This window comes from Streptomyces sp. NPDC005483 (assembly GCF_040606035.1).
In the GTDB taxonomy this organism is placed as follows: domain Bacteria; phylum Actinomycetota; class Actinomycetes; order Streptomycetales; family Streptomycetaceae; genus Streptomyces.
The window spans coordinates 434,129-454,566 of record NZ_JBEXEA010000005.1 but is presented as its reverse complement, the minus strand read 5'-3'; the positions used below and the strand labels follow the sequence as shown (position 1 = coordinate 454,566).

Sequence of the window (20,438 nt, the reverse complement as noted above, 5' to 3'; positions counted from 1 at the left end):
GTACCCTTGAGGGTATGGGGTGGGGAAGATGATTCCCGGACACGGCTCCGCCGCACAGGGTCGTCCCTCCCACACAAGGATCACAACGCCGAGACAGCCATGGCCGGTCACGAATTCTTCGAACCTGCGGACCGCAAGCGGCCCGTCGCCGACCCTACGGCGGCCGAGCCCCTGGCGGCGGAAGAGCCACGCCATTCCTGCGACCCCGCCTTCAAGCACGGCGTCGTGGTCGGCTTCGACGGCTCCACATCCAGCGAGCGCGCCCTCGCGTACGCGATCGGCATGGCCCATCGCTCCGGCTCGGGCCTGATCATCGTGCATGTCGCCAACCGGCTGCCCACCACCGTGTGGGCCGGCTGCGAGCCACCGGTCTTCGTCGACGTGCCGGACCACCGCACCGAGGTGCTCGGTCTGGAGCTCGCCTGCGCGGAGTACCTGGCGGAGGTGCCCTGGATCCTCGTCGAGCGCGGCGGGGACATCTGCCACGAACTCGAAGAGGTCGGGCGGGAGTACGAGGCGGACGCGATCGTCGTCGGCTCCACCCACGGCATCGTGGGGCGCATCTTCGGCTCCGTCGCGGGGCGGCTCGCCAAGCGGGCGAAGCGGCCCGTCATCGTCATTCCCTGACTCGCCGTTCTCTCAGGTGAAACAGACGAATTTCACTCGTGCGCAGAGGTGTTTGTGCCTTTGTGAAGGGCATATACCGGTCAACGCACCCCTGCACCCGCACGAAGGGAGCCCGCCGTGGACAACGTGACGGCGGCCGCTGACGCCATGTCAATCGCCCGGTACGTGGGGGGCGTTGCCCTTTTTGTGGCCGGACTGCTCGCCTTCCGCGACGGTGACTTGCTCACCCTCGCAGGCCCCGATCAACTCGCCCAGGGCGCCTACGCGTTGTTCTTCGTCTGCCTGGTGCTGCTCGCGATCGGTGTGTTCGCCGACAACGACGGTCCCGCCAAGGTCGGGGGCTGGTTCGCCGTGGTCGCGGGGGCCGCGGCGCTCGCGCACTGGCCCACGGTGCTTCCCCGACGTGCTGCCGGCCGGGGCGTGACGGCCACCGGTTAGCCGCGCGGGCCGGGGAGTTGGGCGGCTCCCCGGCGACTGAGACGGACCCCCCGTGCCAGGTGGCATCACGTGGGGGTCCGTTCCGTCGGGCGGCGCTTACTCGACCGTCACCGACTTCGCGAGGTTCCGCGGCTTGTCGATGTCGCGACCCAGGGACAACGCCGTGTGGTAGGCGAGGAGTTGGAGGGGGATGCCCATCAGGATGGGGTCCAGTTCGTCCTCGTTCTTGGGGACCACGATCGTCTCGTCGGCCTTTTCCTGGTACTGGTGGGCGACCGCCAGGATCCGGCCGCTGCGGGCCTTGATCTCCTCCAGGGCGGCGCGGTTCTTCTCCAGGAGGTCGTCGTCGGGGACGATCGCCACCGTGGGCAGGGCGGGCTCGATCAGGGCCAGGGGGCCGTGCTTGAGCTCGGAGGCGGGGTAGGCCTCCGCGTGGATGTAGGAGACCTCCTTGAGCTTCAGGGAGGCCTCGCGGGCCACCGGGTAGCCCCGGACGCGGCCGATGAAGAGCATCGAGCGGGCCTCGGCGTACTGCTCGGCCAGCTTCCTGATGTGCTCCTCCTGCTCCAGCATCTCGGTGATCTGCGCAGGCAGCTTGCGCAGGCCCTCGATGATCCGCTTGCCGTCGCGGACCGAGAGGTCGCGGGTGCGGCCCAGATGCAGCGCGAGAAGCGCGAAGGCGACCGTGGTGTTGGTGAAGCACTTCGTGGAGACCACGCAGACCTCGGGGCCGGCGTGCACGTAGATGCCGCCGTCCGCCTCACGGGCGATCGCGGAACCGACCACGTTCACCACGCCCAGGACGCGCGCGCCCTTGCGCTTCAGCTCCTGGACGGCCGCGAGGACGTCGTAGGTCTCACCGGACTGGGAGACCGCGATGTAGAGGGTGTCGGGGTCGACGACCGCGTTGCGGTAGCGGAACTCGGAGGCCGGCTCGGCGTCCGCGGGGATGCGGGCCAGCTCCTCGATCATCTGGGCGCCGATCATGCCCGCGTGGTACGAGGTGCCGCAGCCGAGGATCTTCACGCGGCGGATCTGGCGGGCCTCGCGGGCGTCCAGGTTGAGGCCGCCCAGGTGCACGGTGGAGAAGCGGTCGTCGATGCGGCCGCGCAGGACGCGGTCCACGGCGTCGGCCTGCTCGTGGATCTCCTTGTGCATGTAGGTGTCGTGGCCGCCCATGTCGTAGGAGGCGGCCTCCCACTCGACGGTGGTGGGCTCGGCCGTCGTACGGGTTCCCTCCGTCGTGTAGGTGCGGAAGTCGTCGGCCTTGAGCGTGGCCATCTCGCCGTCGTCCAGCGTGACGATCTGGCGGGTGTGGGCGACCAGCGCGGCGATGTCCGAGGCGACGAACATCTCCTTCTCGCCGATGCCGAGGACGACCGGGGAGCCGTTGCGGGCCACCACGATGCGGTCGCTGAAATCGGCGTGCATCACGGCGATGCCGTAGGTGCCCTCGATCACCCGCAGGGTGTCGCGGACCTTGTCCTCCAGCTTCTCCGCCTGGGAGCGCGCGATGAGGTGGACGAGGACCTCGGTGTCGGTCTCGGAGAGGAACTCGACGCCGTCCGCCTCCAGCTTGCGGCGCAGGTCGGAGGCGTTGTCGATGATGCCGTTGTGGACGACGGCGACCTTGTTGTCGGCCGACATGTGCGGGTGGGCGTTCACGTCGGAGGGGGCGCCGTGGGTGGCCCAGCGGGTGTGGGCGATGCCGGTCGTGCCCTTGAAGCGGGCCGGGACCTTGGCCTCCAGGTCGCGCACCCGGCCCTTGGCCTTGACCATCTTCAGGCCGGCCGTCTTCGGGGAGGTGACGACGATGCCCGCCGAGTCGTAACCGCGGTACTCCAGGCGCTGCAAGCCCTCCAGCAGCAGCGGGGCGACATCACGCTTCCCGATGTATCCGACAATTCCGCACATGTAGGTGTGTCCCCTAGCCGTAGACCATGCGGCGCAGCTGCCTCAGCGTCAGCTCAGGCGGCGCCACCGCTCGATATTTCAGGTCCGCCTCGATCCGTCCGAAGATCTCCGCGTTCACCAGGCCCTGGGCCTGGAGTTCGCGGTGGCGGCGACGGACGAATTCCTCGGTCGTCTCGTCGAAGAAGGCGAGCACGTCCTGGATCACGCGCAGTGCCTCGCCCCGGCTGAGGGGCGTGGACCGCGTCAGATGATCAACGAGTTCGTCGTGCACCCGGTAGATCCTGGGGTACCGGAAGCTCTTTCGCAAGAATCCTGCCCGATATCGGGCAAGAGGCTGTTGATGTTCTTATGAACGTCTGTTCGCGAGTTGTCCATCCTGCGTCTCACACCTCGTCGCTCATGGAGACGAGTTTCAGACGCCATGGACATTCCTCGCATGGGAGTACCCGAGCAGCTCGCCGAGCGCATGAGCATGGCCGAGCAGCACGAGTACCTGCGCACCAGATTCTCCCGCCGCAACATGATCAGGGGCGGCGCCGTCACGCTGGGCGCCGTCGCGGGTGGCGCGTTCGTGCCGGGCGCCGTCGCCCAGGCCGCGACGCCGACCCGGACCTTCGCCAGTGCCGAGAGCGTCGACGGCGCCCTCGTCGCTCCCTTCGGCCGCCACCTCGCCTACGGCAACGACCCGCGCACCGAGATGACCGTCTCCTGGCAGGTGCCGGTCGCGGTCAAGAAGCCGTTCATCCGGATCGGCGCCCGCCCCTGGGACCTCTCCCGCAAGATCGAGGCCGAGGTGCGCACCCTGTACACCCCGGCCGGTGTAGGCGCGAGCGCCGATCACACCCAGTACTACGTGCACGCCAAGCTGAGCCGGCTGCGCCCCGGCCAGACCTACTACTACGGCGTCGGCCACCAGGGCTTCGACCCCGCCGAGCCGCACCTGACCGGCACCCTGGGCACCTTCACCACCGCGCCCGCCCACAAGAAGCCGTTCACCTTCACGGCCTTCGGCGACCAGGGTGTCAGCTACCACGGCCTGGCCAACGACAGCCTGCTCCTCGGCCAGAACCCGGCCTTCCACCTGCACGCCGGCGACATCGCCTACGCCGACCCGGCAGGCCAGGGCAAGTCGGCCGACACCGGCTTCGACTCGCGGGTGTGGGACCAGTTCCTCGCCCAGACCGAGTCCGTCGCCAAGTCCGTGCCGTGGATGGTGAGTTACGGCAACCACGACATGGAGGCCTGGTACTCGCCCAACGGCTACGGCGGCGAGGAGGCCCGCTTCACGCTCCCCGACAACGGGCCGGACAAGGCACACCTGCCGGGCGTCTACTCCTTCGTCTACGGCAACACGGCGATCATCTCGCTGGACCCGAACGACGTCTCCTTCGAGATCCCGGCCAACCTCGGCATCTCCGGCGGCACCCAGACCACGTGGTTCGAGGGGCAGCTGAAGAAGTACCGGGCCGCGAAGGACATCGACTTCATCATCGTGTTCTTCCACCACTGCGCCTACTGCACCTCCACCGCGCACGCCTCGGAGGGGGGCGTGCGCCAGGAGTGGGTGCCGCTGTTCGAGAAGTACACGGTGGACCTGGTCATCAACGGCCACAACCACCAGTACGAGCGCACCGACGTCATCAAGGGCGACAAGGTCTCCAAGAAGCTCCCGATCGGTGAGACCGCGTACTCCGAGACCGAGGGCGTCGTCTACGTCACGGCGGGCGCCGCGGGCCGCAGCCTGTACGCGTTCACCGCGCCGGACTCCTACGAGGGGCACCTGAACGAGCAGGAGTCCGTCGCCTCCTTCATCAACACCAAGGACGGCAAGGTCAACGAGACGGTGGCCTGGTCCCGGGTCCGCTACCTCAACTACTCCTTCCTGCGCGTGGACGTGGAGCCCGCGTCGAAGGGCCACTACGCCAAGCTGAAGGTGTCGGGCATCGCCGAGACCGGCGACCGCATCGACCACTTCACGGTGGCGCGCAGGGCGAAGTAACGCCCCCCGCGAGGCTGTCGGCCGCGACCGGAGGAGAAGGCGTTTCCGGCCGTACACCCGGCAGTCTGCGCAGGTGGACGGCGGCGGCCCGGACCGGGTGGGAAAACCCGGCCGGACCGCCGCCGCGGTCGAAGTCCGTGTGCAGTCCTTCTGGGGGCCGCTGGGCTCCGTCCGGGAAGCCGGGCGCAGGAGTCCGGAACGGTCGCCCCGCAGCCACCCGAAGGCCGTGCGCGGCGCGGACTGCCGGCTCCGGTGTGCTCGCGCCGACGTGCTCCACCGCCACCACGCACAGGCGGCCGCCCGTGATCAGTGCGGTCACGCCCGAGCTCCAGCCCGCGACCAGGCCGCCGAGGTGCCGGCCCGCCCGGCCTCCTCGGCGAGCGGTGCCCGGGCGGGGCTCGCCGCCGTGGCGGGTGCTCGGAGATCACCGTCTCGTCCTCCGGGGGGCACGGAAAGAGGCGGGGCGCGGGAGGACCGTACTCCCGCGCGCGACCTGGCCGCCGCGCAGGTCGCCGAGGTGCGGGCCCCGCCCGGCCTCCTCGGCGAGCACTGCCCGGGCGGGGTCCGCCGCCGTGGCGGGTGCTCGGAGATCACCGTCTCGTCCTCCGGGGGGCACGGAAAGAGGCGGGGCGCGGGAGGACCGTACTGCCGTGCCCCGCCTGGCAGTTGGGCCGTACTACAGGCCCGCGATCGGGTTGTGCAGCGTGCCGACCAGCTGGAGCGCGCCCGACGGGTCCGTCAGGTCCACCATCTGCTTGTTGTTGCGCAGCTGGAGGCGGTTGAGGCAGGAGAGGGCGAACTCGGGCGCGAACATGTCGAACCGCTCGAATTTGTCGGCCAGTTCGGGCACCGAGTGCTGGTAGTCGCGGGTGACCTCGGCGACCGTGCGCCAGAAGTCCTCCTCCTCCAGGATTCCCTCGGCGGCGAGGTTCGCGGCGAGGAAGCGGAAGAAGCAGTCGAAGACGTCCGTGAAGATCGACAGGAGTTTCTTGTCGTCGGGGACCTCGACGCGCAGCCGCTCGACCGCCGGCGGCAGCACCGCCTCGGGGTCCATGACGGCGATCTCCTCGGCGATGTCCTTGTAGATCGCGCGCTCGACCATGCCGTCCTTGAGGACCAGGATGACGTTCTCGCCGTGCGGCATGAACACCAGGTCGTAGGCGTAGAAGCTGTGCAGGAGCGGGGTGTAGTAGGCCCGCAGGTAGCGGCGCAGCCAGTCGGTCGGGGTGAGGCCCGACTGCTCGATGAGAGCGCCCGCGAAGGACCGGCCCTCGTGGTCGACGTGGACCAGGGAGGCCATGGTGGCGAGCGACTCGCCGTCCTGGAGGGACGGGACCGGGCTCTCACGCCACAGCGCGGCCAGCATCTTGCGGTACGCCGAGTAGCGGTCCGTGGCGGCCTCGTACTCCAGGTGCCGGTAGCCGACGGCGGCCCGTTCGCGGATGATCGAAAGGCCGGTGGACTTCAGCACCGGGTCGCCGTCGATGAGTCCGGCGAGCCAGTCGTTGATGGCCGGGGTCGCCTCCATGTACGCGGCCGAGAGTCCGCGCATGAAGCCCATGTTGAGGACGGACAGGGCCGTCTTCACATAGTGCTTCTCCGGGTTCGACCTGTTGAAGAAGGTCCGGATGGACTGCTGGGCCAGATACTCGTCGTCGCCCTCGCCGAGGCAGACGAGCAGATCGCGGGCGACCTCGGCGGCGAAGGTGACGGTGAGCTTGTTCCACCACTGCCAGGGGTGGACGGGGATGAGGAGGTAGTCGGCCGGGTCGAGGCCCTTGTCGCGCAGGACGCCGTGGAAGCGCTCGACGGTCTCCTCGCCCAGCTCCTGGCGTACGAAGGACTCGTACTCGATGCCGACCCCGGCCGTGAAGGCGGCGCGGGAGCGGTGCGCGGCGAGCCAGACCAGGCGGACCGGGCTCGCGGTCTCCGGGGCGTACGAGAGGTACTCGTGGATGCCGAAGCCGAGCCGTCCGTTGTTGGCGACGAAGCAGGGGTGGCCCTCGGTCATGCCGGTCTCGATGTCCTGGAAGCCTGCACGAGCGAGCTCGGCGACCGGGATCCGCGGCTTGGTGAGTTTGTAGCAGGTGCCGGAGAGGGTGGAGGAGATCTCCTCCAGGTAGACCGGCAGGATCTCGTCGCTCAGGCCGAGGGTCTGCTTGAGCTCGATGAAGAAGTCCAGGGCGGCCAGCGGGAGTTCGGTGCCGTCGCGGTGCCGGGTGATGGAGTCCGCGTCGACCTGCCAGTGGTCGAGGGCGCGGCGCACGGCTGTGAAGTCGTAGTGGGTCTTTCCGTCGTCGCTGCGGACGACGTACTGATCCTTGTCCGTCTCCTCGGGCTCGAGCAGCCGCTCGTGCGCGAACTCGGCGAGGCCCTTGCGGATCAGCATGCGGTTGGCCGTCTCCCAGCGCTCGGGGGAGAGGTGGGACACGGCGTCGGCGAGGCTCATACGGTCACCCCCGTGGCGGCCGAGAACTGTTCCCGCGTGCAGAAGCTCAACAGGGCCTTCTTCTCCGGCTTCTGGATCTCGCGCTCGGGCACGAACCCAACCGCCTCGTTCAGGGCGTGGACGGCCTTGTTGGAGACGTCCGGCTCGACGACCACCCGCCGGGCGGCCGGGTCCTCGAAGAGGTGGGCCATCACGGCGGTGATGACGGACCGGGTGAACCCGTGGACGGGCCGGTCGGTCGCCGGGGTGAGGAAGTGCATGCCGAGGTCGCCGGGCCGGGGCTCGTACAGCCCGACCAGCTCGCGGTGGGCGGGGTCGTACCGCTCCATCAGGAAGGCGGGCCGGCCGTCCTCGCCGAGGCCCAGCAGCGCGTGGTGGTGCTCGTCGGCCGCGATGTCCATGTACGCGCGCTCGACGTCCTCCAGTTTCGCGTCCTGCATCATCCAGAACGCGGCCTTGGGGTGGGTGACCCACTTGTGCACCAGCTCGGCGTCCTTCAGGGGGTCGAGGGGGCGGAAGGTGAACGTGCCCACGGCAGTGGTGCTCATGCGGAGAACTCCTGGAACGCGATCGTCTTCTCGACCGGGTAGTACTCGGTGCCGAGCAGTTCCCGGATGATGCAGCTGTTGCGGTAGGCGCCCATGCCCAGGTCGGGGCTGGTGACGCTGTGGGTGTGGACCCCGGCGTTCTGCAGGAAGACGCCTCTGCCCGTCACGTCGATCGCGTAGGTGCGGGACACGTCGAAGTTGCCCTGGGAGTCGTACACCAGGCGGTCCTTGACCGGGGCCAGGAACTCCGGCTCGGCGTACTTGTAGCCGGTCGCGAGCACCAGGCCCTGCGACTCGATCTCGAAGTCCTTCTCCTGCTCCTCCTGGCGGAAGGCGAGCGTGTACGTGCCGTTCTCGTAGGTCGCGCTGTTCAGCGAGGAGTTGGTGAGCAGCCGGGTGGGGACCGGGCCGCCGAGGTTCTTCTGGTAGAGCAGGTCGAAGATCTCGTTGATCAGGTCGCCGTCGATGCCCTTGAACAGGCCCTTCTGCTCGGCGGTGAGCCGGTAGCGGGTGGCCTCGGGCAGCTCGCGGTAGTAGTCGATGTACTCCGGGGAGGTCATCTCCAGCGTGAGCTTGGTGTATTCGAGGGGGAAGAAGCGCGGGGAGCGGGTCACCCAGTTCAGCCGGTAGCCGTGGACGTCGATCTCGCCGAGGAGGTCGTGGTAGATCTCGGCGGCGGACTGGCCCGAGCCGACCAGCGTGATCGACTCCTTCTTCACCAGCTCGCTTCTGTGCTGCAGATAGCGGGAGTTGTGGATGAAGTCGCCGCCCAGCCCCTGGCAGGCCTCCGGGATGTACGGCGGGGTACCGGTGCCGAGGACCAGGTGGCGGGCGCGCAGGACGTCACCGTCGGCCGTCCGCACGACGTAGAGGTCGTCCTCGTACCGGACCTCCGTCACCGTCGTGTCGAAGCGGACGCTGCTCAGCTTGTTCGCGGCCCAGCGGCAGTAGTCGTCGTACTCGACCCGCAGCGGGTAGAAGTTCTCGCGGATGTAGAACGAGTACAGCCGCCCCTTCTCCTTCAGGTAGTTGAGGAAGGAGTACGGCGAGGTCGGGTCGGCGAGGGTGACCAGGTCCGACATGAACGGGGTCTGGAGGTGGGCGCCGTCCAGGAACATGCCGGCGTGCCACTCGAAGTCGGGCTTCGACTCCAGGAAGATCCCGTCGAGTTCGTCGATGGGTTCGGTGAGGCACGCGAGGCCGAGGTTGAACGGGCCGAGCCCGATCCCCACGAAATCGTAGGTCGTGTTCGGGACTTCAGGACGCGCGGTCAAGGGACTCTCCCAGGTACTGCTCGGCGTGGCCGGCGATCAGGTCGAGGACGGCGGAGATGTCCTCGACCGTCGTCTCGGGGTTGAGCAGGGTGAACTTCAGGTAGTGGCGGCCGCCGACCTTGGTGCCCGCGACCACCGCGTCGCCGGAGGCGAACAGGGCCTTGCGGGCGTACAGGTTGGCGCGGTCGATCTCGGCGGGGTCGGTGACCGAGGCAGGGATGCAGCGGAAGACGAGAGTGGAGAGACTCGGTTCGACGACCACGTCGAAGCGGGGGTCGGCGGCGAGCAGTTTCCAGCCCTCGACGGCCAGGTCGCAGACCTCGTCGAAGAGCTGGCCGATGCCGTCGGCGCCCATCACGCGCAGGGTCATCCACAGCTTGAGCGCGTCGAAGCGGCGGGTGGTCTGCAGGGACTTGTCGACCTGGTTGGGGATGCGTTCCTGCACCATGCGGCGCGGGTTGAGGTACTCCGCGTGGTAGGTGGCGTGCCGCAGTGTGGCCGCGTCGCGGACCAGCACGGCGGACGAACTCACCGGCTGGAAGAAGGACTTGTGGTAGTCCACGGTGACCGAGTCGGCGCGCTCGATGCCGTCGATGCGGTGCCGGTACTTGCGGGAGGCGAGCAGCCCGCAGCCGTAGGCCGCGTCGACGTGCATCCAGGTGCCGTACTGCTCGCACAGCTCGGCGATCTCGGGCAGCGGGTCGATGGAGCCGAAGTCCGTGGTGCCGGCGGTGGCGACGACGGCCATCGGGACCAGGCCGTCCCGCTTGCAGCGCTCCAGCTCACGGGCGAGGGCCACGGTCTGCATCCGCTTGTCGTGGTCGACGGGGATCGAGACCACGGCGTCCTGGCTCAGACCGAGCAGTCTGGCCGACTTCCTGACGCTGAAGTGGCTGACCTCGGAGGTGAAGACGCGCAGGTCGGCCGTCGTGTCCGCCTTGGCCTCCTCGCGGGCCAGCAGAAGCGCCTGGAGGTTGGACTGCGTCCCGCCCGAGGTGAACACGCCGTCGGCGACCGGGCCCAGACCGATGCGCGCGGTCGTCCAGTCGATCAGCTTGCGCTCGATGAGGGTGCCGCCGGCCGACTGGTCCCAGGTGTCCAGGGAGGAGTTGACGGCGGACAGGATGGCCTCGCCGAGCACGGCCGGGATGACGACCGGGCAGTTGAGGTGGGCGAGGTAGCGGGGGTGGTGGAAGTAGACCGCGTCCCGGAGGTAGACGTCCTCCAGCTCGTCGAGCACCGCCGCGGTGTCCAGCAGGGGCTTGTCGAGGTCGATCCCGTCGATGCGGGGGGAGAGGGCGTCGACGGTGACGCCGGTGAACGGCCTTGTGGTGGTGGCGAGTTTGGCCGCCACCCGCTCTATTCCTTCGGTCACGGAGCGGCGGTAGCTCTCCGCGGTCGTGTCGTTGAGCAGGTGCGAGCGCATGAGGGGGTCCTCCGGTGGGGACGATCCGTGCGGGGGCGGACGGGGCAGGAGCGGGGCGGAAGCCGCTTCAACTTAGGTAAGCCTAACCTAATTAACTTGAGCGAAAACCTGCCCCGCCCGTGACCGGCGTCACGTCGACGGGAGTTACTCGGCCGCCCGCAGCTGCTCCTCGGTCATCCCCTGTCGCCAGTACCCGACGAAGGTCACCCGGCGCCGGTCGATCCCGCGCTCCCGCACGAAATGGCGCCGCAGCTCCTTCACGCACCCGGACTCGCCCGCGATCCAGACGTACGGCCGCTCGGCGGGCGGGAGTTGGGCATCGCGGATGACGTCCGGTGCCTTCTCCCCGACGAGCCAGGTGATCTCGGCGTCCGCGTCGGTCACGAGGTCCTGGATGTCCCCGGCGTCGGACACCTCCAGCCAGACGCGGGCGCGCTGCCCGGCGGGGAGGGCTTCCAGGATCGCGGAGACGGCGGGCAGCGCGGTCTCGTCACCCCACAGCAGCACGAGGTCGGTGTCCGCGGGCGGCCGGAACCGGATCGCCCGGTTGTCGGCGACGGCGGGCCCGAGCAACTGGACCCTGTCACCGGCGCAGGCGCGCGCGGCCCACCGGGAGGCGGGCCCGGCGGGCTCGTGCAGCACGAAGTCGATGTCGATCTCGTCGGGATCGCGGCGCAGACCTCGCAGGGTGTACGACCGCATCACCGCCCGTACGTCATCGGGCAGTTCCCGCCACGCCTGCCACCACCCGTCCCCGAGCTCGACGGGAACGCCGGGCTCGGTCCGCCCTTCGGCGGGGAGGAAGAGGGACAGCGACTGGTCGCGTCCGTCGGAGAAGAAGTGCTGGAGATCCTCCCCGGTGAAGCTGACCCGGACGAGAGACGGCCCGAGCCGCCTCGTCCGCACGACCTGGAGGGAGAAGAAACGGAACGGGGCGGCTACGGCCGTAGTCATGCAAAGCTCCTGGGGCTCAGGAAGACGTGAGGGACTAACTGACCTTCTTCGCGGTCTCGATGGCCTTCGCGAGGTTCTCCACCATCGCCACGCACTTGTCGTACGACAGGATCGGCTCGGGAGAACGCGCGATGACCTGCCCCGCCTTCACCGCGGGCAGCTTCTTCCAGGTCGCCTCGGTGATGTCGGCCGGCTGGATGGTCGCCGTACGGTCGTCCATCATGATGATGTCCGCCTGGTACTTGTCGACGTTCTCCCAGCTCAGCGACTCGTACCAGCCACCGGACGCCTTCAGTACGGAGGCCGAGGGCTCCACGAAGTTCACGCCGAGCGCCTTGAAGTACTCGAGGTCGATGGAGAGGTTGGTGCCGGAGACGTAGAAGACGTCCTGGGCCGCGGACCCGGCCAGCACCTTGATGTCGGGGTGGGCCTTGGCGGCGGCGCGCAGCCGCTCCGACGCCGACTCGAACCGCTTCTTCGCGTCGGTGACCTTCGCCGCCGTCATGTCGGCGCCGAGGGACTCGGCCAGCTCCCACACCTTCTGGAGCGGCGTGGTGATCTGGCGGTCGTAGACGGAGACCGCCACGCTCGGCGCCAGCTTGGCGATCTTGGACGCGGAGGCCGCGGGGACGTACCAGAGCGTGCCGGCGCTGTCGAAGGTCGTGGTGATGAGGACCTCGGGCGCGAAGGCCGCGTACTGCTCGACGTTGAACTGGTCCCAGACGTTGCCGAAGACGGTCAGCTTGCTGACGTCCATGTCGCCGGCCTGGACGTCGGCCTTGCCGTCCTTGGTCTTGGTGGGGCCGAAGACGCCCTTGACCTCGATGCCGTAGTCGTGGAGCGCGGCGGCGACGCCGACGAAGGCCACGATCTTGGTGGGGACCTCGTCGAGCTTCACGGTCGTGCCGCGGTCGTCCTTGAAGGCCCACGCCCCGGACTTCGCGGCGGTGGTCCCCTCGCCAGAGCCCTCGCTGCCGGCGTCGTCGTCACCGCAGGCCGCGAGCACGGCGCCGAGGCCGAGTGCGCCGCCCGCGGCGAGGATGCCACGGCGGGTGAGATGGACGGCTCGTGCGTGGGACATGTGTGGCTGCTTTCGAACGGGGCGGAGCGCCCGCCGGACAAGTTCGAAGGTAGGTTAGCCTAACCTCACTGAATGTCCAGAGGGCGGGCGCCGCCCCACCGCAGCCGTGGGTGCCCTGTGAGCTGCGTTCTATCCCGCCAGCCCCAACTCCCGCGCGATCAGCATCCGCTGGACCTCGCTCGTGCCCTCGCCGATCTCCAGGATCTTGGAGTCACGCCACATCCGGGCGACCGGGTACTCGTTCATGAAGCCGTAGCCGCCGTGGATCTGGGTGGCGTCGCGGGCGTTGTCCACGGCGATCGTGGAGGAGTACAGCTTGGCGACGGCCGCCTCCTTCTTGAAGGGTTCGCCCGAGACCAGGCGCGAGGCCGCGTCCCGCCAGGCGAGGCGGGCCGTGTGGGCCTTCATCTCCATGTCGGCGATCTTGAACTGGATGGCCTGGTTGGCGCCGATGGGCCGCCCGAAGGCCTCCCGCTCCTTCGCGTACTTCACCGACTCGTCCACACAGCCCTGCGCGAGCCCGGTCGCGAGGGCGGCGATGGCGATCCGGCCCTCGTCGAGGATCCGCAGGAACTGGGCGTAGCCACGGCCCTGTTCGCCCAGCAGGTTCGCCGCCGGGACCCGGACGTCGGAGAAGGACAGCTCACGGGTGTCGGAGGCGTTCCAGCCGACCTTCGAGTACGGCGCCGCGACCGTGAAGCCCGGCGTGCCCGAGGGGACGATGATCGCGGAGATCAGCGGCCTGCCGTCGGGCTTGCGCCCGGTGACCGCGGTGACCGTCACCAGCCCCGTGATGTCGGTGCCGGAGTTGGTGATGAAGCACTTGGTGCCGTTGATGACCCACTCGTCGGTGTCAGGGTCCAGGCGGGCCGTCGTACGGGTCGCCCCGGCGTCGCTGCCGCCGTCCGGCTCGGTCAGTCCGAAGGCGCCCAGGATCTCGCCCGAGCACAGCCGGGGCAGCCACGCGCGCTTCTGCTCCTCGGTGCCGAACAGGTGCAGGGGCATGGCGCCCAGGGAGACGCCGGCCTCCAGGGTGATCGCCACCGACGAGTCCACGCGCGCGAGTTCCTCCAGGACGAGGCCGAGCGCCAGGTAGTCGCCGCCCATCCCGCCGTACTCCTCGGGGAACGGCAGCCCGAACAGGCCCATGCGGCCCATCTCGCGGACGATCTCGTAGGGGAACTCGTGGTGCTCGTAGTACTCGCCGATCTTCGGGGCCACTACGTCATGCGCGAACTCCTCGACGGTGCGGCGGAGTTCTTCCAGCTCGGGGGAGAGGCGGTGGTCCATCGGGGTTCACTCCTGGTGGGAGAGGGCGCGGACGGTACGGGACGGGCTGGGTCGGCCCAGGTGTTCGGCCATCCAGGCGCTGGTGGCGACGAGACGGCCGAGGTCGACACCGGTGTCGATGCCGAGGCCCTGAAGCATCCACACGAGGTCTTCGGTGGCGAGGTTGCCGGTGGCGGACTTCGCGTACGGGCAGCCGCCGAGGCCGCCCGCGGAGGCGTCCACCGTGGTGACGCCGTGCTGGAGGGCCGCGTAGGTGTTGGCGAGGGCCTGGCCGTACGTGTCGTGGAAGTGCACGCCCACCTTCTCGACGGGGACGTCGAGTTCGGTCAGCAGCGCGCCTACGTGGCCCGGTGTCGCCACCCCGATGGTGTCGCCGAGGCTCAACTCGTCGCAGCCCATGTCGAGCAGGGCGCGGCAGACCCTGGTGACCTGGGGGATCGGGACCGCGCCCTCCCAGGGGTCGCCGAAGCACATGGAGAGATAGCCGCGGACGTGCACGCCCTCGGCCTTCGCCCGCGCGACGACCGGGTCGAACATCGCCAGTGCCTCGTCCACCGTGCGGTTCAGATTGGCCTTGGCGAAGGACTCGGTGGCGCTGGCGAAGACGGCGACCCGGCGGGCTCCGAGAGCCAGCGCGCGGTCCAGGCCGCGGTCGTTCGGGACGAGCACAGGGAGGTCCACGGACAGGTCGGAGAGCTGCGGGAACAGCTGCTCCGCGTCCGCGAGTTGGGGCACCCACTTCGGATGGACGAAGCTCGTCGCCTCGATGGTCGTCAGTCCGGCCTCGGCGAGGCGGCGCACGAACTCCGCCTTGACCTCGGTGGGCACGGTCGACTTCTCGTTCTGCAGGCCGTCGCGGGCGCCGACCTCGTGGATGCGGACGCGGGCCGGGAGCCCGGTCTGCGGTACGGCCATGGGGAGTGTCATCGCTCTTCCTCCACGGGGGTGATGACTGCCAGCACCTGGTCCATGGCGACGGTCGCGCCCGGCGTGACGTCCAGTTCGGCGACCGTGCCCGCGTGCGGGGCGGAGATGACGTGCTCCATCTTCATCGCCTCGACGACGAGCAGACTCTGTCCGGCGGCCACCTCGTCGCCGACCGCCACCTTCACGACGGTCACCGTGCCGGGCATGGGGGCGGTGAGGGAGTCGGCCCCTGCGTGCCCGCTCCGGGTGAGGGACGCGGCCACCGGGTCGTGATCGCGGACCTGCCAGGCGTCGCCGTCGCGGCCCACCCAGTCCCCGGCCCGGTGGAAGGTGTGGCGGACGCCGTCGAGGGTGACGGTGACCCGGCCGTCGGTGACGGTGTGGGTGCCGCGCGGGACGTACTCCAGGGGCTCCTGCACCCGCAGCGGGAAGCCGACGGGCTTCGTGAACCCGGAGCCCCCCAGCCGCCAGCCGCTCGGCACCGAGAACGGGTCGGTCCAGCCGTCCTCCCGTGGCCGCAGCGCTTCGAGCCGTACGGCCGCCGCCGCCTCGTACACCTCGTCCGGTACGTCCGTGGAGACCAGGTCGTCCACCACGCGCTCGACCAGCCCGGTGTCCAACTCGCCCGCGACCACCGCCGGATGGGCCAGCAGCCGGCGCAGGAACCCCGCGTTGGTCTGCACGCCCAGCGTCACCGTCTCCGCGAGCGCGGCCCGGAGCTTCCTGAGCGCGGTCGCGCGGTCGGGGCCGTACGCGATGACCTTGGACAGCATCGGGTCGTACAGGCTGCCGACCTCCGTGCCCTCGCTGAGCCCGGAGTCGGTGCGGACGCCGTCGCCCTGGGGCTCGTGGAGCCGGAGCACCGTGCCGCCGGACGGGAGGAAGCCCTTCGCGGGGTCCTCCGCGCAGACGCGGGCCTCGATGGCGTGCCCGGTCAGCCGGACGTCCTCCTGCCCGTACGGCAGCCGCTCGCCCGCCGCCACCCGCAGCTGCCACTCCACCAGGTCCAGGCCGGTGACGAGCTCGGTGACCGGGTGCTCCACCTGGAGGCGGGTGTTCATCTCCATGAAGTAGTACGACGACGGATCGTCGCCCGGGACGATGAACTCGACGGTGCCCGCGCCCCGGTAGCCGCAGGAGCGGGCCGCCTCGACCGCTGCCTCGCCCATGGACGCGCGTGTGTCCTCGTCGAGGAGGACGCTGGGCGCCTCCTCGATGATCTTCTGGTGCCGCCGCTGGAGCGAGCACTCGCGCTCGCCGAGGTGGATCACGTTTCCGTGGCCGTCGGCCAGCACCTGGATCTCGATGTGCCGGGGCCGGTCCACCCACCGCTCCACCAGCAGGGTGTCGTCGCCGAAGGAGGTGCGGGCCTCGCGGCGGGCGGCGGCGATCTCCTCCTCCAGGGCGCTGAGGTCCCGGACCAGCCGCATGCCCTTGCCGCCGCCGCCCGCACTGGGCTTCAGCAGCACGGGCGCGCCCAACGCGCGCGCGGCCTCGGCGAGTTCCGGGTCACGGCCGCCGGGCACGACCGGCACTCCGGCAGCCTCCACGGTCTCCTTGGCGCGGATCTTGTCGCCCATGAGGGCGATCGCCTCGGCCGGGGGCCCGATGAAGACCAGCCCGGCGTCGGTGCACGCGCGCGCGAAGGCCGCGTTCTCGGCGAGGAAGCCGTATCCCGGGTGGACGGCCTGGGCGCCGGTGCGGGCGGCGGCCTCCAGGAGGCGCTCCACCGACAGATAGCTCTCTGCGGCCGGCGCCGGGCCCAGCCGTACGGCGGTGTCGGCCTCCCGGACGTGGCGCGCGTCGGCGTCCGCGTCGGAGAAGACGGCGACCGAGCGCACGCCCAGGGCGCGCAGGGTGCGGATGACGCGGACCGCGATCTCGCCCCGGTTGGCGACAAGCACTGTGTCAAACATGGGTCCTCACATCCGGAAGACGCCGAACTGGGGGTCGCCCAGCGGCGCGTTGGCGCATGCGGTCAGGGCCAGGCCGAGCACCTGACGGGTGTCGAGCGGGTCGATGACCCCGTCGTCCCAGAGGCGGGCGGTGGCGTAGTAGGCGTTGCCCTGGTGTTCGTACTGGGCGCGGATCGGGTCCTTGAAGGTCTCCTCCTCCTCGGCGGGCCAGGTCTCCCCGCGGGACTCCAACTGGTCCCGCTTGACGGTGGCGAGGACCGACGCGGCCTGTTCGCCGCCCATGACGGAGATCTTGGCGTTGGGCCACATCCACAGGAAGCGGGGGGAGTAGGCCCGGCCGCACATGGAGTAGTTCCCGGCGCCGTACGAACCGCCCACCACCACGGTCAGCTTGGGCACGCGCGTGCAGGCGACCGCGGTCACCATCTTGGCGCCGTGCTTGGCGATGCCGCCCGCCTCGTAGTCCTTGCCGACCATGAAGCCGGAGATGTTCTGGAGGAACAGCAGCGGGATGCCGCGCTGGTCGCACAGCTCGATGAAGTGGGCGCCCTTCTGGGCCGACTCGGAGAACAGGATGCCGTTGTTGGCGACGATCCCGACCGGGTGGCCCTGGATCCGGGCGAAGCCGGTGATCAGGGTCTGCCCGAACTCGGCCTTGAACTCGGCGAAACGGGAGCCGTCGGTGATCCGCGCGATGATCTCGCGGACGTCGTAGGGGGTGCGGGAGTCCACCGGCACCGCACCGTAGAGGCCGTAGGGGTCCACCTTGGGCTCCACCGCGGCCTCGACCGACCACGGCAGCGGCCCGCGCGCGGGGAGCGTGGCGGCGATGTTCCGCACGATCCTCAGCGCGTGGGCGTCGTCCTCGGCGAGGTGGTCGGTGACGCCGGAGACCCGGGAGTGCACCTCGCCGCCGCCGAGCTCCTCCGCGGTGACGACCTCGCCGGTGGCGGCCTTCACGAGCGGGGGGCCGCCGAGGAAGATCGTGCCCTGGTTGCGGACGATGACGGCCTCGTCGCTCATGGCGGGGACGTAGGCGCCGCCGGCCGTGCAGGAGCCGAGCACGGCGGCGATCTGCGGGATGCCCGCGCCGGACATCCGGGCCTGGTTGTAGAAGATGCGCCCGAAGTGCTCGCGGTCCGGGAAGACCTCGTCCTGCATGGGCAGGAAGGCGCCGCCGGAGTCCACCAGGTAGATGCAGGGCAGGCGGTTGTCGAGGGCGACCTCCTGCGCGCGCAGGTGCTTCTTCACCGTCATCGGGTAGTACGTGCCGCCCTTGACGGTGGCGTCATTGGCGACGACGACGCACTCCCGTCCGCTGACGCGTCCGATCCCGGCGATGACCCCGGCGGCCGGGGCCTGCCCGTCGTACAGCCCGTCGGCGGCCAGCGGGGCCAGCTCCAGGAAGGGCGAGCCGGGGTCGAGGAGCGTGTCCACCCGGTCCCGGGGCAGCAGCTTCCCGCGCGCGGTGTGCCGCTCGCGCGCCCTCTCCCCGCCGCCCAGCCTGGCAGCGGCGAGCTTGTCCCGCAGCTCGCCCACGAGGGCCCGGTGGGCCTCCTCGTTGGCCTTCCAGGCCTCCGACGCGGGGTCCGCCGCGCTCGTCAGCTCGGGTGCCTGATCCATGTCCCGCGGTCCCCTCACCCAGTGCTCGCCTGTTAATGAGCGTTAACCATTTCCTTCAGGTTAACGACCGCTAACCTCCCTGTCTAGAATTGCTTCCATGGCCACCAGAACCGACGCCCCCACCCGCCGCGAGCAGATCCTCAAGGAGGCCGCGCGACTGTTCGCCGACCGCGGGTTCCACGGCGTGGGCGTGGACGAGATAGGCGCCGCGGTCGGCATCAGCGGCCCCGGCCTCTACCGGCACTTCCCCGGCAAGGACGCGATGCTCGCGGAGCTGCTGGTGGGGATCAGCGAGCAGTTGCTGACGGGGGCGAAGCGGCGGCTGGCCGAGTCGGACGGCACGCCCGCCGAGTCCGTCCTCGACTCGCTCATCGAGGGCCACATCGACTTCGCGCTCGACGACCGCCCCCTGATCACCCTGCACGACCGCGAGCTGGACCGCCTCCGGGACAGCGACCGCAAGCTGGTGCGGCAACTCCAGCGGCAGTACGTCGAGCTGTGGGTGGGGATCCTGCGCGAGGTCTATCCCGGCCTCGCGGAACCGGCCGCCCGCTCGGCCGTGCACTCCGTCTTCGGGCTCCTCAACTCCACCCCGCACCTGGGCCGCCCCGGCTCGCTCCCGGGCCGCGGTGCCACCGCGGAGCTGCTGCACCGCATGGCCAGGGGGGCGTTCGCGGCCGCGGCGGCGTGACGAGCGTTACGGGATCAGCTCTGGACGCCTCTCGCTACCGGCCGGTACCTTTGATGTTCTGAGCAAGCGCTTAGACATGGACCCTTTTCAGTCAGGTGGAGGTGGCGGCGGTGCGCCGTACGGTGTTCAACGAGGACCACGAGGCGTTCCGGGAGACCCTGCGCGCCTTCATCGAGGCCGAGGTCGTCCCCGTCTACGACGAGTGGTTCGCGGCCGGCCAGGCGCCGCGCGACTTCTACTACAAGCTCGCCGAGCTCGGCATCTTCGGCATCCGCGTGGACGAGGAGTTCGGCGGCGCCGGCATCGACTCGTACAAGTTCGAGGCCATCATGTACGAGGAGACCTCGCGCGCGGGTGTGCAGTTCGGCGGCTCCGGTGTGCACGTCCTGCTCGGACTGCCGTACATCAAGATGCTCGCCACCGACGAGCAGAAGAAGCGCTTCCTGCCGAAGTTCGTCTCCGCCGAGGAGATGTGGGCCCTCGCGATGACCGAGCCGGGCACCGGCTCCGACCTCGCGGGCATGAAGACCACCGCCAAGCTGAGCGAGGACGGCACGCACTACGTCCTCAACGGCGCCAAGACCTTCATCACCGGTGGCGTCCACGCCGACCGCGTGATCGTGGCCGCCCGCACCTCCCCGTCCTCCGCCGAGGACCGCCGCTTCGGCATCTCCCTGTTCGCCGTGGACACCAAGTCCGAGGGCTACTCGGTCGGCCGCAAGCTCGACAAGCTCGGCCTGAAGACCTCCGACACCGCCGAGCTCGCCTTCGTCGACGTCAAGGTCCCCGTCGAGGACCTCCTCGGCGAGGAGAACAAGGGCTTCTACTACCTCGGCCACAACCTCGCCTCCGAGCGCTGGGGCATCGCCTACGGCGCCTACGCGCAGGCCAAGGCCGCCGTCCGGTTCGCCAAGCAGTACGTCCAGGAGCGCACCGTCTTCGGCAAGCCGGTCGCCTCCTTCCAGAACACCAAGTTCGAGCTGGCCGCCTGCCAGGCCGAGGTCGACGCGGCCGAGGCGGTCGTGGACCGCGCGCTCGAGGCCCTCGACGCCGGTGAGCTCACCCCCGCCGAGGCCGCCAGCGCCAAGCTGTTCGCCACCGAGGTCGCCCACCGCGTCATCGACCGCTGCCTCCAGCTGCACGGCGGCTACGGCTTCATGAACGAGTACCCGATCGCCCGCCTGTACGCGGACAACCGCGTCAACCGCATCTACGGCGGCACCAACGAGATCATGAAGTCGATCATCGCGAAGGACATGGGCCTGTAAGCCGCGCGATATC

At 69.7% G+C, this 20,438-nt stretch carries 16 protein-coding genes and 2 pseudogenes; 5 read left to right on the top strand and 13 right to left on the bottom strand.

Features of this window, described 5'->3' with window-relative positions:
* Nucleotides 1-99 precede the first annotated feature (99 nt).
* Together ABZT06_RS13255 and ABZT06_RS13250 are read left to right on the top strand one after the other, a co-directional pair.
* Entirely contained in the window at nucleotides 100-627 is a 528-nt protein-coding gene (locus ABZT06_RS13255) for a universal stress protein (RefSeq protein WP_069764167.1), read from the top strand.
* Between the two features lie 117 nt (nucleotides 628-744).
* A pseudogene (locus ABZT06_RS13250) lies at nucleotides 745-1,065 on the top strand (hypothetical protein); the annotation flags it as partial.
* Between the two features lie 96 nt (nucleotides 1,066-1,161).
* Here ABZT06_RS13250 and glmS read toward each other — a convergent pair.
* A complete protein-coding gene (glmS, locus tag ABZT06_RS13245; protein WP_355739257.1) occupies nucleotides 1,162-2,979 on the bottom strand; it encodes a glutamine--fructose-6-phosphate transaminase (isomerizing) in 1,818 nt (605 codons plus the stop codon).
* Between the two features lie 13 nt (nucleotides 2,980-2,992).
* On the bottom strand, nucleotides 2,993-3,250 hold the full coding sequence (locus ABZT06_RS13240; RefSeq protein ID WP_007382231.1) for a hypothetical protein: 258 nt from the start codon (nucleotides 3,248-3,250) through the stop codon (nucleotides 2,993-2,995).
* Between the two features lie 165 nt (nucleotides 3,251-3,415).
* Here ABZT06_RS13240 and ABZT06_RS13235 point away from each other — a divergent pair, with 165 nt between their 5' ends.
* Complete coding sequence (locus ABZT06_RS13235; protein ID WP_355739254.1) at nucleotides 3,416-4,978, top strand: metallophosphoesterase family protein; 1,563 nt, start codon at nucleotides 3,416-3,418, stop codon at nucleotides 4,976-4,978.
* 247 nt (nucleotides 4,979-5,225) lie between these two features.
* Here ABZT06_RS13235 and ABZT06_RS13230 read toward each other — a convergent pair.
* The 11 genes and pseudogenes from ABZT06_RS13230 to ABZT06_RS13180 all read right to left on the bottom strand — a co-directional run.
* Nucleotides 5,226-5,348 (bottom strand): annotated as a pseudogene (locus ABZT06_RS13230) (MFS transporter); the annotation flags it as partial.
* Nucleotides 5,349-5,654: 306 nt separating this feature from the next.
* Nucleotides 5,655-7,427, bottom strand: coding sequence for an IucA/IucC family siderophore biosynthesis protein (locus ABZT06_RS13225; protein ID WP_355739251.1), 1,773 nt, complete (start codon nucleotides 7,425-7,427; stop codon nucleotides 5,655-5,657).
* Nucleotides 7,424-7,975 carry a GNAT family N-acetyltransferase gene (locus ABZT06_RS13220; protein WP_355739249.1) on the bottom strand — a complete coding sequence of 184 codons (552 nt, stop codon included), beginning with the start codon at nucleotides 7,973-7,975 and terminating at the stop codon, nucleotides 7,424-7,426. The genes ABZT06_RS13225 and ABZT06_RS13220 overlap by 4 nt, the downstream gene beginning before the upstream one ends.
* On the bottom strand, nucleotides 7,972-9,249 hold the full coding sequence (locus tag ABZT06_RS13215) for a lysine N(6)-hydroxylase/L-ornithine N(5)-oxygenase family protein (RefSeq protein ID WP_355739246.1): 1,278 nt from the start codon (nucleotides 9,247-9,249) through the stop codon (nucleotides 7,972-7,974). Before ABZT06_RS13215 ends, ABZT06_RS13220 begins: the two co-directional genes overlap by 4 nt.
* On the bottom strand, nucleotides 9,233-10,675 hold the full coding sequence (gene desA, locus ABZT06_RS13210; protein WP_355739244.1) for a lysine decarboxylase DesA: 1,443 nt from the start codon (nucleotides 10,673-10,675) through the stop codon (nucleotides 9,233-9,235). The genes ABZT06_RS13215 and desA overlap by 17 nt, the downstream gene beginning before the upstream one ends.
* Before the next feature lie 144 nt (nucleotides 10,676-10,819).
* Nucleotides 10,820-11,629, bottom strand: a complete 810-nt coding sequence (locus tag ABZT06_RS13205; RefSeq protein WP_355739241.1) for a siderophore-interacting protein — start codon at nucleotides 11,627-11,629, stop codon at nucleotides 10,820-10,822.
* Nucleotides 11,630-11,663: 34 nt separating this feature from the next.
* Nucleotides 11,664-12,710: an ABC transporter substrate-binding protein gene (locus ABZT06_RS13200; protein ID WP_355739239.1), complete on the bottom strand. Its 1,047-nt coding sequence runs from the start codon at nucleotides 12,708-12,710 to the stop codon at nucleotides 11,664-11,666.
* A 129-nt stretch (nucleotides 12,711-12,839) separates the two neighbouring features.
* The gene (locus tag ABZT06_RS13195) at nucleotides 12,840-14,000 is read right to left on the bottom strand and encodes an acyl-CoA dehydrogenase family protein (RefSeq protein ID WP_355739236.1); all 1,161 of its coding nucleotides are present in this window, start codon (nucleotides 13,998-14,000) and stop codon (nucleotides 12,840-12,842) included.
* Nucleotides 14,001-14,006: 6 nt separating this feature from the next.
* A complete protein-coding gene (locus ABZT06_RS13190) occupies nucleotides 14,007-14,927 on the bottom strand; it encodes a hydroxymethylglutaryl-CoA lyase (RefSeq protein ID WP_355739233.1) in 921 nt (306 codons plus the stop codon).
* Nucleotides 14,924-16,843 (bottom strand): acetyl/propionyl/methylcrotonyl-CoA carboxylase subunit alpha, encoded by a 1,920-nt coding sequence (locus ABZT06_RS13185; RefSeq protein ID WP_355739230.1) that lies wholly within the window; start codon nucleotides 16,841-16,843, stop codon nucleotides 14,924-14,926. The genes ABZT06_RS13190 and ABZT06_RS13185 overlap by 4 nt, the downstream gene beginning before the upstream one ends.
* A gap of 6 nt (nucleotides 16,844-16,849) precedes the next feature.
* Nucleotides 16,850-18,466, bottom strand: a complete 1,617-nt coding sequence (locus tag ABZT06_RS13180) for a carboxyl transferase domain-containing protein (RefSeq protein WP_355739227.1) — start codon at nucleotides 18,464-18,466, stop codon at nucleotides 16,850-16,852.
* Nucleotides 18,467-18,563: 97 nt separating this feature from the next.
* Here ABZT06_RS13180 and ABZT06_RS13175 point away from each other — a divergent pair, with 97 nt between their 5' ends.
* Nucleotides 18,564-19,157 (top strand): TetR/AcrR family transcriptional regulator, encoded by a 594-nt coding sequence (locus ABZT06_RS13175; RefSeq protein WP_355739224.1) that lies wholly within the window; start codon nucleotides 18,564-18,566, stop codon nucleotides 19,155-19,157.
* A gap of 110 nt (nucleotides 19,158-19,267) precedes the next feature.
* Entirely contained in the window at nucleotides 19,268-20,425 is a 1,158-nt protein-coding gene (locus ABZT06_RS13170; RefSeq protein ID WP_355739222.1) for an acyl-CoA dehydrogenase family protein, read from the top strand.
* The last annotated feature ends 13 nt before the right edge of the window (nucleotides 20,426-20,438 follow it).

Coding starts and splice junctions, on each gene's coding strand:
- ABZT06_RS13255 (WP_069764167.1), top strand. CDS start 100: ATGGCCGGTCACGAATTCTTCGAACCTGCGGACCGCAAGCGGCCCGTC.
- glmS (WP_355739257.1), bottom strand. CDS start 2,979: ATGTGCGGAATTGTCGGATACATCGGGAAGCGTGATGTCGCCCCGCTG.
- ABZT06_RS13235 (WP_355739254.1), top strand. CDS start 3,416: ATGGGAGTACCCGAGCAGCTCGCCGAGCGCATGAGCATGGCCGAGCAG.
- ABZT06_RS13225 (WP_355739251.1), bottom strand. CDS start 7,427: ATGAGCCTCGCCGACGCCGTGTCCCACCTCTCCCCCGAGCGCTGGGAG.
- ABZT06_RS13220 (WP_355739249.1), bottom strand. CDS start 7,975: ATGAGCACCACTGCCGTGGGCACGTTCACCTTCCGCCCCCTCGACCCC.
- desA (WP_355739244.1), bottom strand. CDS start 10,675: ATGCGCTCGCACCTGCTCAACGACACGACCGCGGAGAGCTACCGCCGC.
- ABZT06_RS13205 (WP_355739241.1), bottom strand. CDS start 11,629: ATGACTACGGCCGTAGCCGCCCCGTTCCGTTTCTTCTCCCTCCAGGTC.
- ABZT06_RS13200 (WP_355739239.1), bottom strand. CDS start 12,710: ATGTCCCACGCACGAGCCGTCCATCTCACCCGCCGTGGCATCCTCGCC.
- ABZT06_RS13195 (WP_355739236.1), bottom strand. CDS start 14,000: ATGGACCACCGCCTCTCCCCCGAGCTGGAAGAACTCCGCCGCACCGTC.
- ABZT06_RS13190 (WP_355739233.1), bottom strand. CDS start 14,927: ATGACACTCCCCATGGCCGTACCGCAGACCGGGCTCCCGGCCCGCGTC.
- ABZT06_RS13185 (WP_355739230.1), bottom strand. CDS start 16,843: ATGTTTGACACAGTGCTTGTCGCCAACCGGGGCGAGATCGCGGTCCGC.
- ABZT06_RS13180 (WP_355739227.1), bottom strand. CDS start 18,466: ATGGATCAGGCACCCGAGCTGACGAGCGCGGCGGACCCCGCGTCGGAG.
- ABZT06_RS13175 (WP_355739224.1), top strand. CDS start 18,564: ATGGCCACCAGAACCGACGCCCCCACCCGCCGCGAGCAGATCCTCAAG.